We start from the raw sequence: 17391 nt of genomic DNA on the forward strand, positions 1-17391 counted from the left end.
TAGGATTCGTTTAGGAGGGTACATATGATGAAAAAAGTGTTTAGCTTGATGATCGCATTTCTGCTGATCACATCTTCTCTTCTCTCGACCGCATCAATCGTTGAGGCGGCCCCGAAGAAGCAGAATCGTGCTATTATGGGAGTATCGGCTTTAACTCCGCAACAAATGGCGGATTACGTAAAAAAGAAGAATCCTCGTGATGTCCGGCTCGCGAAAACGTCTGTCGAAGATTTGGCGAAACTCTTCGTCATCATCGGTGCTAAGGAAGGTGTTCGTGGGGATGTCGCATTCGCACAAGCATTGAAAGAGACCGGTTATTTCCGTTACGGTGGCGATGTCCTTCCGAAGCAGCATAACTACTCTGGAATCGGGACGACTGGAAATGGTGTAAAAGGTCACTTTTTCCGTTCCCCACAACAAGGGGTGACTGCTCAAATTCAGCATCTAAAAGCATACGCTTCAAACGATGCACTGAACACGAAACAAGTCGACCCACGCTTCCATCTCGTCAAGCGAGGCTCTGCGAAAACGTGGCCATCTCTTCACCAAAAATGGGCCATGCAGCCGAAAGGAAATTACGGGACCGAGATTCTTTCGATTTATCAAGAAATGTCGAAAACACCAAAACGTGTCGCTAAAGCAAAACGATGAGGAAATGTAGGGGTGAAAGAACGTGACGTGCAAACAAGTTAGACTCGCGAGCGGAATCGCATTATTCGTGACCGGCGTGATGTTGTTACTCAAACGCTAATGAGCATTTCGGACAATGGTCCGAGTGCTTTTTTATGGATGAACAAAAAGCCATGGCACTCTATAAGTACCACAGCCTTCGCTAACGTTTATATAACTCAATGCCCCCGATACTTCCCGAGCGCCCGCATGTTCAAGAGATACAAGACCCCCGCATAGAAAATTAAACCGAGTAAATACACCCAGATTCCTGAGAAGCCACTTCCGTAGACCATCACTTCCTTGATCGCTGTCGCTCCGTAGAAGATTGGCATGATGTAACTCAAGTTCCCGAGACCATATGGAATCAAGTCGAGCGGGATAAGTCCCGAGAAGAACACTTGCGGGATGATGGTGAACGGAATCATCTGTACGACTTGTAGTTCCGATCGGGCAAACACCGAGATGGTCGCCCCGAAGAGCACCGCCGTACCCGCCATGAGTAGCATCGTCAACATGACCCACGCCATATTCCCGAGCGAAGACAGACCGAGCACATAAATCGAATAGAGCACGATGAAAATCGACTGGACGACCGCAAACATCCCGTACCCGAGTGTATATCCTAAAATGACTTGTCCTCGTTTGATCGGAGTCATCAACAGTCGTTCGAGCGTACCGCCACTCCGTTCTTTGACGAGTGCCATCGCAGATAGGATGAACACGAAGAAGAACGAGAAAAGGGATAGGAAGACGAAGCCGAACGAATCGAATGTCGATTGGTCCTCTTCCCCATAGACGAATGACGTATCGATTTCAGCTGCAGGGTTGAGCGTCGCCAACGCATCTTGAATCTCACCAATCGCCTTCGACGACTTCGTCGAAGGTTCGCGTAACGTGATGGTCGTTCCTTCTTGATTCATTTCAAACACGGCATCGACATGTTCATTGTCTTCGATATATACTTTTGGATCATCGAACGTGGCCTGTTCCACTTCGAGCGTCTCGTCTTCGAACGCATCGACGAGCTGTTCGGGTGCGTTGTCGTCCAGAACGACAGTCGGGACGTAATCCGAGTCACCGAGTAAGAAGTAGACGAGTGTCAAAATGAGGAGCGGTGCAATCAAGATCAAGGCCACACTTCGTTTATCGTTCAACGTTTGGAAGATGACACGTTTCGCTAAGTTACGCATGACCGCCCACCTCCTCTTTTCCAGCAATCAAGAACAGTTCTTCGACGCGACCGTTCTCGGTCTGGTCGAGCAAATCTTGCACATGGTCATAGGCGATCAACCGTCCGTTGTAGACGAGCGCGGCACGGTCGCACTCGAGCACTTCATCCATGACGTGCGTCGAGACGATGATGGTCGTCCCTTCCCTCCGAATCACCTGAAACTGATCCCAGATTTGACGACGTAAGATTGGGTCAATTCCGACCGTCGGTTCATCAAGAAACAACACATCCGGCTTATGCAAGATGGCGATGGCTAGTGACAGACGTTTTTTCATCCCGCCTGAAAAATTGCGGACGAGCTTATGCCGGTCGTTCGTTAAATCGACAAGGTCGAGCACTTCGGTGATACGTTCTTGGAGCGCCTTTTTCTCTAACTTATAAATCGACCCGAAGAAGGCGAGGTTCGCCTCGGCCGACAAGTCTTCGTACAAACCATCGTTCTGCGGCATAAATCCGATTTGTTGGAGCATGTCCATGTTTGGCATCTTCGTTTCGCCGATATGGACACTTCCTTTGTCCGGTGCAAGGGAGCCAATCATGAGTCGGATGAGCGTCGTCTTCCCCGATCCAGATGGTCCGAGCAAGCAGCAAATCTCTCCGGATGGGATGGTGAAGTCGATGTTGTCGATGGCGAGTTGGTCACCGAATGACTTGTCGACGCGTTGCAGTTGAATGTTCATTTCTGTCACTCCTTTTCGGCGCCTCATCGTGTATACTCAAGATAATCGACACCGTGTTGGTTTATATGTTCAGTATAGACCCCGTTCACTCTGGCAACAATCGTCAATATCGGTCATCGTGTCGGTTTTCCGACAGATGCAATGAATGTGTTGAGGAAAAGGAGAAATAATATGGAACAAACCGATTTACGCGTCATCCGGACGAAGAAGTTGATCAAAGATGCCTTCTTCAGCCTTATTGAGGAGCAGGGATTTGAGGCCGTCACCGTCAAGCAATTGACTGAACGGGCCGGCATCAATCGGGGTACCTTTTATAGTCACTATGTGGATAAGTTCGAGTTGATGGAGAAATGCGTCGACGAGATCTTTGAAGAGGCTGAACAGAAGTTGATTCATCAGTTGCCACACATCTTCGGAGAAGAACGGACCAACAACTCGTATCATTACCTCATTCCGTTCATCCGTTTCATCGAAGACAACCAAATCATCATGAAGCCACTCCTCGGCCCGAACGGAGACCCGACGTTCCAGGCAAAACTTCGAAAGTTTATGCAAGCTGCCTTGTTTCAGCGCTCGCCTGTAACCTTGTTTAATCCGGATAAGATGATGGTCCCACCTCCATATCTCGTCGCCTATCTGTCTTCAGCGCACATGGGCGTCATCTACGAGTGGTTGAACAATCCGTCTTCGGAAGAGACAGCGGAAGACATCGCCCGGATTATCTATACGATCACTTGTGAAGGACCACTCGTTGCCGGCGGTGTGAAGTCAAACGAATAAAGCCTCCCGCATATATTGCGAGAGGCTATTTTTACGAAACTCGAACGTGCACGTGTAAGTTCCCATTTTCTTCAGTTGTCGTCTGGTAAGCATTTTGCACCGCCTCTAAATCATGCCAGGCGATGCGGTATGACTTTTCTCGCATCCCTTCAAACTCGAAGGCGAGATGTTGTAAATCCGACATACCTAGGATGCGGTCAAACGGTCCACCCTCGCCAGTCCATTCCAATTGATTCGCCGAATCCTTCAATACGAGGTCGAGTCCATGCATCACTTTTTCTTTGATCAATTGTCCATCCGCCGCAACACGCATCCCGTCTTGAATATCATGCATTCGACACGATTCAATCTCATCAAACGGGATCGTGATTTCATCGCCGTTCGCAAAGTGAAGCGTGATTGTTTTTACGATCATCTTAGATTCCTACTTTCGTTCAGTCTCTGTTCCCTTACTATACATAACTTTTGTCGGTTCAGGGATGACATCTTTGTGGATGTGGCAAATCCGTAAAAGCATGTTCGTTTCATTTGGAAACGGGAATAGAAGAGGTAGCACTCATTCTGTTTTTTGAAAATAACACTTCGGAAAGGCGGCGAATATATGCCATCAGTGGAAAAGTCGGTCATCGTCATCGGCGGAGGGCTCGGCGGCTTGTCAGCGGCCATCTCACTCGCTCAAAAAGGTTACGACGTCTCACTCTATGAAAAGAACGATCACATCGGCGGGAAAGTGAATCGTCTCGAACAAGACGGATTCGGCTTCGACCTCGGGCCCTCGATTTTAACGATGCCTCACATCTTCGACAAACTGTTCCGTGGAAGTGGGAAACGGATGGAAGACTATGTATCCATCCAGCGGCTTGAGCTCGAATGGCGCTCGTTCTTCCCGGACGATACCGTCCTCGACCTTTACCATGACCTCGAACAGATGCAGCGGGCAAACCCTTCCCTCTCTCGAAAAGACATGCAGGAATATCGTGAACTGCTGAATTACGCAGCGCGCATCTATAAGACGACCGAGAAGGGATACTTGGCCGAAGGGTTTGAATCCCCATTAGAAGCCGTCATGAAAACGGGCATCTTCCCGACCCTATTCGGATTCGATTTGACGTCGACGATGTATAGCGCCATCAAGAAGCGCATCAGCAATCCACATCTTCGTGATATGCTGTCGTATTACGTCAAATATGTCGGGTCGTCTCCGTATAACGCACCGGCCGTCCTCAATATGATGATTTACATGCAATATGCCCAAGGCTGTTGGTATGTCGAAGGCGGCACCCATAAGCTCGCGGAAGGCTTGACGAAGCTCGCCGAAGAGATCGGTGTGAAGCTACATACCGGAGAAGGCGTGGTTCGTGCACATACGGTGAATGAGAAAGTGACCGCCATCGAGCTCGAAGACGGACGTCTTCGTTCCGCTGATTATTTCGTCTCGAACATGGAAGTCATCCCGTTCTATCAGAAGATGGTCGACGCGGACAAACAGTACGTCGACAAACTCGTCGATAAATATGAACCGGCGAGCTCCGGATTCGTCCTCCATCTCGGGGTGAAGAAAGCCTATCCTCAACTCGCGCACCATAACTTCTTCTTCTCCGAAAATTTGCATGAACAGATGGATAAAATTTTTGAGAAACATGAACTTCCGGACGACCCGACGATTTACCTCGTCAACGTCAACAAGACCGACCCGACCCAAGCGCCACCAGGACATGAGAACATCAAAATCTTGCCACACATTCCGTATATTCAGAATGTGCCGTTCACGGAAGAAGAGTACGCCACTTTTGAAGAACGTGTACTCGACAAATTGGAACGAATGGGTCTCGATGGTTTGCGTGAACATACGGTGACGCGTGACGTATGGACGCCTCATGATATCGAGCGGACGTACGGATCGGACCGAGGTGCCATTTATGGAACGGTCGCCGACAAGAATCGGAACGGTGGCTTCAAGCATAAGAAGCAGAGCGAACTCTATCATAACCTCTACTTTGTCGGGGGAACCGTCAATCCGGGCGGTGGCATGCCGATGGTGACGTTGAGCGGTCAGCAAGTGAGCGACAAGATTGCGAAACGTGACAAAGTGAAGTGATTCTTTTATCCCTCATGTTCAATGAGGGATTATTTTTTTGAAACTTTTTCCAATAACCTTCCGTATATTGTGCAACGATACAAACAATCAAATAGACAAGCGGAGGAACAGGATGCATCAAATCACAAGTTATTTCTTTATGTATGCCAAAGTTGTCGTCACGGATAAGATTCCATTCATCTGGACATTCTTAATCCCACTCATAATCGCCTTGACGCAGTCATCTTCAGATATTCGCCAAGCAACGACAGCGGAATACTACCCAGGGCTCTCTTATTTCTGGGTGTATATTATTCTTGCTACATATGTGAACGGTGTCGGCATCGAACTCGCTCGTATGCGTGAATACGGACTGATGAAAACGTACGTGATGATCTCAGGCAACAAACTGACATATGTCATCGCCGTCATCTTGGCGCAACTCTTATTCGCCTCCATCAGCTTAACTTTATTCACAACGGTCGTCACGCTCGTACACGGGTTCTTTTCGTTCAAGTTGATTGCAACGTCTCTACTCGTATTGATTGGCAGTATCCCGTTCGCGGTTGCCAGTGTCGCCATCACGACACTTCCAGTGAAAGTATCGAGTCTCGGGACGTTCGCGAACATACTGATGTTCCCACTCTTTTTACTGGCGATCAAGTCACCTGATCAATGGTTCAGCTTCCTCAACCCGTTCTACGCGCTTCACGAATTCGCGCTCGGGTTGCTGCATCTGACGACTCAAGTCGAGCTCTCGTTCGGAGTATGGGCGACAGGCCTCTCTGTACTTGGGTATTTCATCATCGGCGCGATTGCGTTGAAACGCTTCAGTCTCGTCTCACTCATCACACGCTAGGAGGTTCTTATGCACGTAAACCAACTCACTTATCGCTATCCGAAAGCGGCACGTCCTGTTCTCGATGATGTCTCGTTCACACTGCAATCGAATAAACTGAACGTTTTGATTGGACAAAATGGTGCTGGGAAGACGACCCTGTTTGATTGTATGACCGGGGCACTTCCGGTCGACAAGACATCACTCGAACTCGTTCCGACGACGGACATGCTCTATTTGACACAACTCATGTACAACCATCATGAGTTGACGGGGAAAGACTTCGCCTATTTCATCGGACGTCTGTCGCAACGTCCCGACTTCAAGAAACTCGAATCGTATATGAATAACCTTTCAACTTCTCGCGAACAAGAACTGTTCGAACATCTATGGACGATGAAGCTTGGGAAGATGTCGGTCGGGGAGAAGAAATGGCTCTTCGTGACGCTCTTATCTTCAATCAAACGTTCTCTCTATTTATTTGATGAGCCGACGAGCGGGGTCGACCCGGCGTCCCGCATTCAAATCATGCGCCGCCTGCAACGACTCGTCGATGAGGGCAAGACATGTCTCATCTCCACACATCAGTTACATGACTTGGTTCAACTTGATGCCCATGTCATCTTCCTGCATGGTGGACGCGTTTTGTATGAAGGGGACTTCCAAGACTGGCTCGACGAGTCTGGAACGACCGACCCGGACGAAGCGTTCGTTCGGATGGTTGACACGCCGCTTGACGATGTAGCGGTGACACGATGAATGAATCGTTTTGGGAACGATACCGGTTCACATTCTATACAATCGGCATGGTCGTCTGCGGCTTTCTCATTTCCATGTTCTCATAATAAAACTCAGCCCTGACGTGTGTCAGGGCTGAGTTTTATTGTTCACGATGTGCGCGTCGTAATTCCCGATTCGTCACGTGCTCCGGGTCCGCTTCACGTAGTTTCCGGTCCATCGACACGTACAAGATGAGGAGCGGAATGATGCCAATCAATGCGACACCGAGTAGTTCCTGCATCGAATCCAATACGAACCACGTGAGGAAAGTAAATACACCAAGTGATCCAAACATGGCGACGATGATTTGAAATTCTCGACGAACGAGACGTTGGTATTCCTCGTCTTCGTTAAATGTACGTAACAACTCCATCCGTCGCCATGCTTGATAGAGCATCGGCAGTTGGGTCACGAGGAAAGAGAAGGCAACCGTCGTCACCGTGATACCTCTTATGACCGAAACAACGAGAAGGAGAAACAGACCGATGATGCCAAATATCGCGCTGACCCCTCGCGAATCGAGATCCTGTTTCACCATTTTGGGGAGGCGTTCTTGTTTATTCATCACGCTTCACTTTTTCGTTTTTTCCGTTGCAGCTGGACATGACCGAGTTCAACACCCGTCACGTGTAACGAATCGATTTCTTTTAGCTTGCGGTCGATTGGAAAACTGAGAATCAACAGAACTATGATTCCAATAAATGCAATGATAACGAAAGTGAACAATGAAATCCACTCAAGCTCCGCACTGGTAATCAGTATGAGAACAAGTAATGGCGAGGTAAGACCCAATAAAAATTCAGATCGCACGAGTTGTTGATACCGTTTGTCTTCGTTAAATGACAGTAATAACTTCTTGCGGTGCCATGATTTATATAAGGCAGGAAATTGTCCGAAAAAAATCATAGCATACAACAAGAAGACGTTCGTCGTCCATATATAGAAGAAGGTCAAGACGATGGCCCCAATCAACGGAAGGGTCAATTGCTTCTTTCGTTTTTCATCATCTTTCAACATCTGTTCTAGTCTGACTTCATGGTCTACCATCGAATCCCCCTCATGTGTTTTCGTTAATCATATTTACGAATCGTTCCAAGATTAAGTTTCAATCCGGCTCAATCCCATTCTCTAGGATGTATGTCGTCTCTTCATAGCACTGCTTACTGTATGCATCATCACGTTTCAATAACGAACTGAAAAATGCCTCAATCAACTCTTTCTGGCGCAAACGACGTGAAATGATGGTGTTTTGAATCGTAGAAATTGCTGTCTCGCGCAATGTATCGTCATCCATCCATGTGAGAAGCTCCACGACCAACTCTTTAACATCGAGAACGTCTAGTGAATTTAACCAAATGTTCGCACCAAATGTTTTTTCACTCGTCACTTCACTGTATAGTAGATTTTGTGCATAATCTAACAGCGTCTCCCCTTCACTTAATCCCACAAATGAATCGGTCTCGCTGACACTTAACGCTTCATTGAATTGATCAAACGAATCAAATAGCACATCGATTTTTTCAACCGTCGTATCTAATAACGCAATCTTAGGAGTCACCCCATCGCGATAATCGAACATGAGGAAATAGTGTCCATCGCCCGTGAATGCAATCAGACGTTCATCCTCAACGCCCCACTCTTTCAAAAGGTTTTTTGATTCAACTAGTCCTTCTTGTAAACTCATGCCCATGATGAAGTCAATCACAATCGTATCGTCTAGTCCGTTTAGGATCACAGGTAGCTCACGCTGCTCGATAAATCCCCCATTCTGTGTTCGAATCAATTCGATATAACTTTCCGGTAACTTCACGCCGAGACGTGACTCGACATCTCTCAGGATTTCTTTTGTCAAATCCGGCAATGTATTCGTATGGTCAATTTCATCAGTCCAGACAATCACTCAACCCTACACCCCTTTTTATTTCCAGTTCACGAGTCCCAACAAACTCTCGACCACATGCTCATCATCAATCTTTAGAATCTTCCAGTCGACCCATGTCTCGAGAATGAGGCAACCCGCAATCAGCATCGCACAGCCAAGGCTCAATGTATCAAGCGATATGTACTTCAGTGCATAGAGCGCCACCATCGATATGACACCAATCAAGAGAATAAACTGAATCATGCCTTTTAGATAAATAAAGCGCTGGTACGTGGATGAGTCATTGAACTGTAAAAACAACTGGATTTTATGCCATGTTGCCACCAGAAGCGGCATGAGCATCGCCGCACAAAAGATGAACAGGGATAGGCTCATTCTGGAATCATTGAACAATAGCCAAAGCGCTGTCACTACACCGATGATGATCACTAGTAGCGGACCTTTTTAGTCCATGCTTTGTCGTACAAGTATTCCATTCGTTCTTCACGTAACACCTTACACACCTCCAAAAGTAAAAATCATCCAATTTATCGATATCTATATCTTAACAATCTATAAGCAAACTTTCGAGGTTTTCCCATTAAAAAGGAAAAAGCATCTGACGATTGTCAGATGCTGATTAATTTGAATGCCGGCGAAGGAGTCGGAATAAAAAGATTCCAATCATCGTCAACAACCCTAAGTTTAGAATTGTCCATCCCATGTCCATCACTTGTTGCATATCATTACCCCCTTCTATCCTGTTCTTCTAAATTATACATATCTTTTCAAAAAAAGATTCGGTCAAATTGTTCTTTTTATCCTTTTTTTCCTAATGAGTCAAAAGTTTTGGTTACATCTGGTCAATCAACGGAATAGAAGTCAACGGTGATGGACCCGATCTGTCATACTCAACTGAATCGACAGCAGCATGGACAAACTTGTTCAAAACGTGGAACTTCTTTTTAACATTTAACTCGCTCGATTCATCGACGCGCGAGTTGGTTTTACCTTTCCACTCAATTGAAATACGAGCACCCCACCAACGATTAACATAATCCCGACGACCGTTTTCCATGTGAACGGGACGGCCGTCAATCCGAACCACCCTAACGTATCCCAGAGGAGCGCGAATAAGATTTGAGACACCATAACGATTGAGATCGCGTAACTCGGCCCGAGGCGCTCAACCCCTTGCGTCACACTCATGACGACCCCGACGCCGAGGATTCCGCTGAACCAGTACCATGTCTCCATCTCATCTACTCGGAACAAGCCACCACCTTCTTGAAACAACCCAATGAGTAGCGATGCTAAAAATCCAAGACAGAGAACGAGCGTCGTCGTCGCCCATGCTCCGACACGCTTCTTGACGTTGGCGTTAAACGTGTTTTGCACACAGACGAGCATCCCACCGATGACAGCAAGCATCATGCCAATCGCCATATGTCTCCCCTCCTATTCATAAATGCTCTCCCCGACAATCTCCAACAAACCTTCCCGATCGACGAGCGTGATTACCCGCCGATTTCGTTCAATCAATCCTGCCTCAACGAAACGCCGGAGCGTCCGATTCACATGACGATAACTCGTCCCAATCAAATCAGCGATATCCGTCAATTGGTCGACCGTCGAGCCAAGTGTTTGGTCATTCGGCGTCATCGATAACAGATAACTCGCCAAGCGCACTTCCACGGGATAGAACAGATTGAAGCTGAGCGATTGTGATTTCCGTTCAAATTTTCGCGTGATTTCTTCCAATAAATAGTGTAACCAGGCGACTTCTCCGTGCGCGTGACGTACTAAATCCTCGAATCGGATGGCGAGCATCTCGACTTCTGTGACCGCCTCGACCGTATTCAAAAACGGGGTCCGTTGAATATATTCGATGTCCCCGATCAAATCGAGCGGATATTTGAAGGAGAGGACGAGGCGCTTGCCGGTAGCAGAAGTATGGGAGACACGAATCTTCCCCTTCACTAAGAAGCGGAGATGCCCTGCTTCATCACCTTGCGTACAGATGACGTCTCCTGGCTCGTATCGAACGAGCTGCAATTCGTTCTGCGCTTCTTCTGGTAAGACAGTCAATTCAAATTGCTTCACATACGCGTCAACCATGCACGTTTCCCTCTACCATTTTAATAAGATGACCCCCGCAATCATCATGAACACACCAATCAACTGAGCCCCGTTCAACTTCCGTCGCACCATTCCGAACCATCCTCGCCAATCGATGACGAGCGCGAGCGCCAGTTGCGCGATGAGAAACAACGAGATTGTCATCGTGACCCCGAGCTCTTGGACGGCCGTCATATTACTAAATAAGATAATCGCCGCAAATGCTCCGCCAGATAAATAGAGCGGCTTCACGTGCCGCATCTCGACATACGTGCGGTCCCGAAGCACCAGCATGACGAGAAGTGCGACGACGAATCCAGTGAATTGTGTCAACGTCGCCGCTTGCCACGTCCCAATCTGTGAACTGATTCGAGCATTCGCAACACTTTGTAACGTTAGAAAGAAGCCTCCGCTGACTGCAAATAATACTCCCCGCATCGTTCTCCCCCCTTAAGATAAACGAATCAATACAATTCCAATGACCATGACAATCAGACTGACGAGTTGTACCCCGGTGACCGGGTTCTTCTTCGCGCCGAACCAACCGAAACGGTCAATCAGTAAACTTCCGCATAACAGTCCGACGATGACGATGATGACAGCGATCCCTGTCCCGACAATCGGTACGATGAGGACGTTTCCTCCGATGAAGAGCGCCCCAATGATCCCACCGAGCCAAATCCACCACGGTTGACCTTTCAGTTGACCGAGCGGAACGGGTTGGCGTGAGACGAGTAAAATGAGTAAGAGCGCCAATGTTCCGACAACGAAAGAGACCAATGCCCCTTTCAGAGCCGATTCGAGCACTGTTCCCAAATAGCCGTTAATGGCCGTTTGCGTGGCACTCATCATCCCAGTGAAAATCCCAAACAGTCGCCACAGGTTCAGATTCCCCGTGTCCGTTTCCATGGAGACGACCAGCTTGCCCCTTCGGCGATTGAGCCAGTCGGATAAAGCGACCGTTCCGATGACTCCGAACAAGACGAGCACGACTCCGAACAAACGAAGCACCGTAATTGGGTGTTCGACAGAATTGAACCAACCGAAATGGTCAATCAACAACCCCATCAAAATCTGTCCAAAAATCGGCATGATGACCGTCTGGACACTCCCGAGTCTTGGGAACAGCAAAATATTTCCCGTTAAGAACAAGACCCCTAACAGTCCGCCAATCCACATCCAACCCGGACCTTCCTGAATCACCGAGCCGTCAAATCCGAATGACTGTCCGGTCAATAAGAGCAATAAAGACAAAAAGATCGTCCCGACAGTAAACGATAAAAAAGATGCAACGAACGGGGAGCCGACCACCTGACGCAAACGTGAGTTGACACTCGTCTGCATCGGCAATAAAATCCCAATCGTCAATCCAATCAAAATAGCTAACATGAATGTCTTCCTCGATTCTACTGGTTCTGTGTACATTGTCAGCTTACGCCTCTATACAAAAGAAGAAAAGGACCGATGTCCTCAAACAAAAAACGAACCCTTCTCAGGGGTTCGTTTTGGACTCACGGAAGCGTTGACCGCGCGCTTCACGCAATTCTTTCCCTCGTACATGATGCGCATCGAGCGAGTGTAAGTGTCGATTGATGACATACGGTGCCAGAATCGACATCACACCGATTCCGAACAGCCCGGCAATGGCAATGATGGGAGACAACGAGTCGGCATAATAGGCAGCCAACAAGCAGATGGTCAACACGAAGCAGAGCCACTGGATGCCAAAGTCTGTATACACCAGACGTTGATACCGCGCATTCTCGTTAAAGGTCAGGAGCAGTTTTGTCTTCCGCCACTCGAAACAGAGATACGGGAAAAAACTGATGAAGACGAGGAGTGGAGCGTAGAGTTTGGACTGTGTGGCAATCACGAGCGTCATCACGACCGTCGCGATGACGACGCCCCACCCCCAACGCCAATGACTGTCATCCTGCTCCAGCAATTGTTCAATTCGCTTTTCTTTCGTCAGCATATGTACTCCTTTCATACGAGCGGTAATGCTTTGTCACCTCATCTCGTGTTGGTTGCTCCGGGTCGGCTTGTCGCAATTGTTGCACGGTCTGATCGTGCGTCCATGCTAACATGACGATGCCTAGACCGAAGATGACCCATGCGACAGGTGCAATCTGGAGACGACTGAAAAGAATCGCTGCTGTGACCGCTCCAATCCAGTAGGAATAGAGGCGATATAAGCGTTTTGTCAGTAGGATGCCTCGACCCACCGTGAAAATCTGTAAGACACGTCCTTCTTTGATCGTCAGCCCTATGAGTAGGACAGCCGTGAGGACCGAACCGATCCCCCATATCCACCATGTATCAAAACCGAGCACAAAACTGTTACAAAAAATAAGGGCTCCCGTGAGCCAAAGGTGGAGGGTTTCTCGTGACTGCCGATATCCTCCGATTACTTGAATCCGTTCTTTCTTTGTCATGACTGCTTACGACCTTTCCTTGAAATATCATCTAATGTATGTTTCAAACGTTCCCGGTTTGCCCGGGTCCACTCGCCTGATGTGACGTGGTGCTCATCAAACTCGGACTGTTTTCGATCAATCCAAAGTGGAATCAATATGAGACACGGTCCGCCAATCAGGAGCGTCCAACTCATCCACGGTAAGATATCGATTCCGTTGAAATGCAACCCAATCAAAATCATGAACCAGATCAAACCCATCAACATGACAGTAAAATCAATCCGCAACAATCGATGATAGCGTGTCGATTCGTTGAAGGATTGCTGCAGTTTCATCTTGTTCCATTCAAGCCATGTCGTATAGAGAAGTGCGACACCGGGTAAAAGAATGCTATACGGACTCCATGTCGAAAGAAAATAGATGGATACGCCTAGCATGATTACGCTCACGATGATGTTGAGACGAGTATATCGTTTCTCAAACTGTTCAATTCTTTCAAATCGCTCTGCTTTGTCCACGGTATCACCTCAGTCTTTCACGAAGTCGAGTTTGATTTCGCGGCGCATCGGCTGTTCTTCGTCATACTTCGGCATCTGTCGGTCGAGCATTCTCTGTGCGACTTGCAATAAGATGACCCCGCCTAAGAAGACAATGAAAAGCGACCATGCCGGCCAATTGATTAGGACGATTAATGGGAAGAGAATCGCCAACAAGACGAGGAGTCCCATTTCCGATACATATTGCCAATCGATGATGCGCTTGGCTTGTTCCACACTGGTCAACTTTCTGACGAAGCGACGTTCTCGTCCGATGGCGAACAACATGCCTGCTAATGTGACCCCTAATGGAACGATATACTTTGACGCACCGTCAGATTGCAGTGCAAGAAAGACGAACATCCCAGTCAGACCTGCCAGTCCCATTCTCCAAAAGAGCCAACGCTGTTGATAACGATAAATCGTATTAATCCGTTCTTGTTTGTTCATCTTGATTCACCTCTTCTTCCACTATACGGGATAAACACGAGAAAAGTTCCGTTATTTTACATTTTCGTACCAAAGTCATGCTTCTTGACGAAATGAATTTCTCGCCGTATAGTTTAGTTAACTTAACTATATGTTGAAGAATGGAAGTAAGAGGTTATTAATATGAATTTATTGAAGAATACTCGGTTCGTATTCACTTGGTTATCCGGAATGACGCTCACGCTCGGGTTTTCGATTTTCTTCTTGAGCGTCTCATGGTTGACGATCGACGTGTTGAAGCAACCGGCACTCCTCGGGATTATCTTGACGGCGGTCTCGTTGCCGCGTGTCGTCATGATGGTATTCGGCGGTGTGTTCGCTGATCGATTCCAAAAGAGTCGCTTGTTATGCTTAACGAATATCGGACAAGGCGTGTTGATGTTAATTGTCGTCTCGCTCCATTTTGCTGATGCGTATTCGGTGACAGCCCTCTTGATCATCTCCGTATTATTTGGTCTTTTAGATGGCATGTCTTACCCGGCACTGTCATCACTTATGCCTTCAATCGTATCAGGTCAACAGTTGCAACGGGCGAACTCCCTTTTCCAAGGGTCGCTCGAGTTGATGTTCGTCATCGGTCCGTTCCTTGCAGGGATCCTACTGACGTGGGGAAGTTTTGGTCTCAGTTTCGGCACGTCGGCTGCATTGATTTTCCTCTCCGCGATTTTGATCATGCCACGTCTGATTCAAGACAATATTCCCGAGGTCGCTCCACTCTCAGCGAAAGATGTACTCCTTGATTTGAAAGAGGGCATTCGTTACGTATCGCAAACACCTGTGTTACGTAGTGGGACGTTCGCCATTGCCATCGTCAACTTGTTCGTCATGGGACCACTCATCATGAGTATCCCGATTCTCGTTGGTTCAGTCGGAGGGACAGCATTTGATTTGAGTATCATCGAAGGCGGGCTCGCTGTCGGGACATTTGTTGCAAGCTTCCTGATTCTATTGTTACGGTCGGTTCATCGTGGACGCTTCGTCTTCCGCGCCCTATTCCTGACACTCGGCGCCTTCTTCCTCTACACGCAAGTCCAATCGATTCCGCTTCTCGCGATCGCGGCTTCTATGAGCGGGTTTATGATCATGCTCGTCTACTTGCCGACGGTCACCATCATGCAGGAACAAAGCGACTCTGACAAAATCGGCCGTGTCATGAGCATCATGTCGCTCGCCGCCTCAGGCCTTGAACCGATTGCGTTCGCCATCCTATCGGTGCTTGTTGCCTTGTCCGTGCCGATTCAAACGCTCTTATTGGCATTTGGTATAATCGGATTAGTGTGTGGTGTCCTCTTATATCTACGGAGCGAAACGTTCCGGCGGACACCGTAAAGAAAGGATGAATGACACGTTGAATGAAACACGAAAGCAACAAGTCCTCACGATGTATCGCCAAATCGATGAGCTCGACTTGCTGTTCACGAAATATTTCACGGAACTGAACGAGTTCGAGCTGAGCTATCAACAAGAACAGATGTTGCTTCTCTTCAAACGTCAAGAGACATGGACGACGACAGAGATTGCGACGAAGATGTCCATCTCCAAAAGTGCTGTCAGTCAAGTGCTCAAAGTGCTCGAGCAACGCGATTTCGTCATGCGGGAAAAGAATCCCGAGAACCTTCGGGAAAGTTTCATCCGGCTCGGTCCGAACGGCCTTGCGTACTCGAAACAAATCGATGCGATTGAAGAGCGCCTCGCTGAAGAGATGTTCTCCGTCCTTGAGGATGACGAGATGAAGATGATCAACCGTTCGCTCGCGTTGATGATTCAGAAATTCAAATAAAAAGACAAATCGCCGCTAGTCGGACGATTTGTCTTTTTCTTTATACCAACCCTTGTACGATTCGATTCGCCGACCGCAATGCCCCTTCGATATGTCCCCCGAACTGCGCATCCGTCTCCGAACCAATCAAATGGAGACGGTCTCCGAGCTCAATCGGACCGTAAGCCGGGAATGCCGTGAGCGGCAGGAAGTCGTCAGATGTCGCTGTCTCTGATTCTGTCGACCAGTCCATATAATGAAATCGCAAGAAGTCATTCGCTTTCGGACCATACAGCTTCTCCAGTTGTTCGATGACGCGCGTCTTTACTTGTCCTTCTCCTAACGCTTCCCGTTCTCCCGGTGACAGACGGAAAAATCCGAACAGCGCACCTGGTCCATCTTTCAGAGAAGCGTCATGAATCTCTTGAAGTGGACCGACCCAGCTCATCCCAAAACCAGACAACCCTTCTTCTCGCCAGAACGGTGTCTCGTATACGATGAGCGCCTTCGCTTGGGACGCCATCCACGTGGGAGTCGTTTTAAGCGCTTTTCGCGTTTGTGCTGACAGACTCGGTTCAATCGCTACATCCGCAACGAGACGAGGTGGAATCGCGAGGATCACGTCGTCCGTGTGATGCACCGAACCATTTTGAAACGTCAGTTGGACTCGGTCCGACTGTCGCTCGATCGAGGTCAGGCGATGCCCAAGCCGAACGATGTCATCGGGCAACTTCGCATGCAGAGCTTCCACCAGACTCGTCATCCCACCGACTAGACGCTTGGATAAGACGATGCTTTCTTCCGGTAACACATGTCGTTCCGGTGCGGTCGTCGTTTGACGTTCGAGCACCATGTGTCCTGTCGTATGTTGAACAAATGACTCGAGTCCGAGTGTATCCACGAGTTTAGAGATGGTCTTCTCCGTATCCGGCCAATACCATGTCGGTCCGAGGTCATAACCGTCCTTCGTCAAGATACGACCACCCATACGATCACGTGCCTCAAAGATTGTGACGTCATATCCCTTTTGATGAAGTTGGATCGCAGCATAAAATCCGCTGATACCAGCTCCAATGATGGCGATTGATCTCATTGTAAATTCTCCTTTGTCGTCCGTCTCTCCTCGATTATACTGAGTTAGATGGTTTTATAT

23 protein-coding genes are annotated in these 17391 nt (G+C 48.1%); 7 read left to right on the forward strand and 16 right to left on the reverse strand.

The window, feature by feature from the left end; translation table 11 throughout:
• Positions 1 to 27: 27 nt before the first annotated feature.
• Positions 28 to 651, forward strand: a complete 624-nt coding sequence (locus KNO61_RS15880; protein WP_235439581.1) for a glucosaminidase domain-containing protein — start codon at positions 28 to 30, stop codon at positions 649 to 651.
• A 197-nt stretch (positions 652 to 848) separates the two neighbouring features.
• On the opposite strand, the gene KNO61_RS15885 is transcribed toward KNO61_RS15880, so the two are convergent.
• On the reverse strand, positions 849 to 1862 hold the full coding sequence (locus KNO61_RS15885; RefSeq protein ID WP_078146216.1) for an ABC transporter permease: 1014 nt from the start codon (positions 1860 to 1862) through the stop codon (positions 849 to 851).
• The gene (locus KNO61_RS15890; RefSeq protein WP_078146215.1) at positions 1855 to 2583 is read right to left on the reverse strand and encodes an ABC transporter ATP-binding protein; all 729 of its coding nucleotides are present in this window, start codon (positions 2581 to 2583) and stop codon (positions 1855 to 1857) included. Before KNO61_RS15890 ends, KNO61_RS15885 begins: the two co-directional genes overlap by 8 nt.
• 171 nt (positions 2584 to 2754) lie before the next feature.
• Here KNO61_RS15890 and KNO61_RS15895 point away from each other — a divergent pair, with 171 nt between their 5' ends.
• Positions 2755 to 3363 (forward strand): TetR/AcrR family transcriptional regulator, encoded by a 609-nt coding sequence (locus tag KNO61_RS15895; RefSeq protein WP_078146214.1) that lies wholly within the window; start codon positions 2755 to 2757, stop codon positions 3361 to 3363.
• Between the two features lie 31 nt (positions 3364 to 3394).
• On the opposite strand, the gene KNO61_RS15900 is transcribed toward KNO61_RS15895, so the two are convergent.
• Entirely contained in the window at positions 3395 to 3778 is a 384-nt protein-coding gene (locus KNO61_RS15900; RefSeq protein WP_078146213.1) for a hypothetical protein, read from the reverse strand.
• A gap of 186 nt (positions 3779 to 3964) precedes the next feature.
• On the opposite strand from KNO61_RS15900, the gene KNO61_RS15905 reads away from it, so the two are divergent.
• The 3 genes from KNO61_RS15905 to KNO61_RS15915 all read left to right on the forward strand — a co-directional run bounded on the left by KNO61_RS15905 (position 3965) and on the right by KNO61_RS15915 (position 7037).
• Complete coding sequence (locus KNO61_RS15905) at positions 3965 to 5461, forward strand: phytoene desaturase family protein (RefSeq protein ID WP_214873871.1); 1497 nt, start codon at positions 3965 to 3967, stop codon at positions 5459 to 5461.
• Between the two features lie 112 nt (positions 5462 to 5573).
• On the forward strand, positions 5574 to 6299 hold the full coding sequence (locus tag KNO61_RS15910; RefSeq protein ID WP_214685708.1) for a hypothetical protein: 726 nt from the start codon (positions 5574 to 5576) through the stop codon (positions 6297 to 6299).
• 9 nt (positions 6300 to 6308) lie between these two features.
• Complete coding sequence (locus tag KNO61_RS15915; RefSeq protein WP_214758651.1) at positions 6309 to 7037, forward strand: AAA family ATPase; 729 nt, start codon at positions 6309 to 6311, stop codon at positions 7035 to 7037.
• A 121-nt stretch (positions 7038 to 7158) separates the two neighbouring features.
• On the opposite strand, the gene KNO61_RS15920 is transcribed toward KNO61_RS15915, so the two are convergent.
• From KNO61_RS15920 to KNO61_RS15975, 12 genes are all read right to left on the reverse strand, one after another.
• Positions 7159 to 7623 (reverse strand): hypothetical protein, encoded by a 465-nt coding sequence (locus KNO61_RS15920; protein WP_078146209.1) that lies wholly within the window; start codon positions 7621 to 7623, stop codon positions 7159 to 7161.
• The gene (locus tag KNO61_RS15925) at positions 7623 to 8105 is read right to left on the reverse strand and encodes a hypothetical protein (protein ID WP_214685702.1); all 483 of its coding nucleotides are present in this window, start codon (positions 8103 to 8105) and stop codon (positions 7623 to 7625) included. The genes KNO61_RS15920 and KNO61_RS15925 overlap by 1 nt, the downstream gene beginning before the upstream one ends.
• A 58-nt stretch (positions 8106 to 8163) precedes the next feature.
• Entirely contained in the window at positions 8164 to 8958 is a 795-nt protein-coding gene (locus tag KNO61_RS15930) for an SMI1/KNR4 family protein (RefSeq protein ID WP_214873873.1), read from the reverse strand.
• Between the two features lie 18 nt (positions 8959 to 8976).
• Complete coding sequence (locus KNO61_RS15935) at positions 8977 to 9369, reverse strand: hypothetical protein (protein WP_214873875.1); 393 nt, start codon at positions 9367 to 9369, stop codon at positions 8977 to 8979.
• A gap of 522 nt (positions 9370 to 9891) precedes the next feature.
• Positions 9892 to 10365, reverse strand: coding sequence for a DMT family transporter (locus KNO61_RS15940; protein ID WP_214873877.1), 474 nt, complete (start codon positions 10363 to 10365; stop codon positions 9892 to 9894).
• A 12-nt stretch (positions 10366 to 10377) separates the two neighbouring features.
• Positions 10378 to 11037 (reverse strand): Crp/Fnr family transcriptional regulator, encoded by a 660-nt coding sequence (locus tag KNO61_RS15945; RefSeq protein WP_214689485.1) that lies wholly within the window; start codon positions 11035 to 11037, stop codon positions 10378 to 10380.
• Positions 11038 to 11049: 12 nt separating this feature from the next.
• Positions 11050 to 11475 carry a DMT family transporter gene (locus tag KNO61_RS15950; RefSeq protein WP_214873879.1) on the reverse strand — a complete coding sequence of 142 codons (426 nt, stop codon included), beginning with the start codon at positions 11473 to 11475 and terminating at the stop codon, positions 11050 to 11052.
• Between the two features lie 12 nt (positions 11476 to 11487).
• A complete protein-coding gene (locus tag KNO61_RS15955) occupies positions 11488 to 12426 on the reverse strand; it encodes a DMT family transporter (protein ID WP_251026406.1) in 939 nt (312 codons plus the stop codon).
• 103 nt (positions 12427 to 12529) lie between these two features.
• Positions 12530 to 13012 carry a hypothetical protein gene (locus tag KNO61_RS15960; protein WP_214758639.1) on the reverse strand — a complete coding sequence of 161 codons (483 nt, stop codon included), beginning with the start codon at positions 13010 to 13012 and terminating at the stop codon, positions 12530 to 12532.
• On the reverse strand, positions 12987 to 13472 hold the full coding sequence (locus KNO61_RS15965) for a hypothetical protein (protein ID WP_214873881.1): 486 nt from the start codon (positions 13470 to 13472) through the stop codon (positions 12987 to 12989). Before KNO61_RS15965 ends, KNO61_RS15960 begins: the two co-directional genes overlap by 26 nt.
• Positions 13469 to 13972 carry a hypothetical protein gene (locus tag KNO61_RS15970; RefSeq protein WP_214873883.1) on the reverse strand — a complete coding sequence of 168 codons (504 nt, stop codon included), beginning with the start codon at positions 13970 to 13972 and terminating at the stop codon, positions 13469 to 13471. Before KNO61_RS15970 ends, KNO61_RS15965 begins: the two co-directional genes overlap by 4 nt.
• 9 nt (positions 13973 to 13981) lie before the next feature.
• On the reverse strand, positions 13982 to 14440 hold the full coding sequence (locus KNO61_RS15975; RefSeq protein WP_078146198.1) for a hypothetical protein: 459 nt from the start codon (positions 14438 to 14440) through the stop codon (positions 13982 to 13984).
• Between the two features lie 162 nt (positions 14441 to 14602).
• Here KNO61_RS15975 and KNO61_RS15980 point away from each other — a divergent pair, with 162 nt between their 5' ends.
• Positions 14603 to 15808 (forward strand): MFS transporter, encoded by a 1206-nt coding sequence (locus KNO61_RS15980; protein ID WP_214873885.1) that lies wholly within the window; start codon positions 14603 to 14605, stop codon positions 15806 to 15808.
• Positions 15809 to 15827: 19 nt separating this feature from the next.
• Positions 15828 to 16259, forward strand: coding sequence for a MarR family winged helix-turn-helix transcriptional regulator (locus KNO61_RS15985; RefSeq protein WP_074034775.1), 432 nt, complete (start codon positions 15828 to 15830; stop codon positions 16257 to 16259).
• A gap of 40 nt (positions 16260 to 16299) precedes the next feature.
• On the opposite strand, the gene KNO61_RS15990 is transcribed toward KNO61_RS15985, so the two are convergent.
• On the reverse strand, positions 16300 to 17331 hold the full coding sequence (locus KNO61_RS15990; protein WP_214873888.1) for a flavin monoamine oxidase family protein: 1032 nt from the start codon (positions 17329 to 17331) through the stop codon (positions 16300 to 16302).
• Positions 17332 to 17391 lie beyond the last annotated feature (60 nt).

This window comes from Exiguobacterium sp. s140 (assembly GCF_018617035.1).
Taxonomy (GTDB): Bacteria; Bacillota; Bacilli; order Exiguobacteriales; family Exiguobacteriaceae; genus Exiguobacterium; species Exiguobacterium profundum.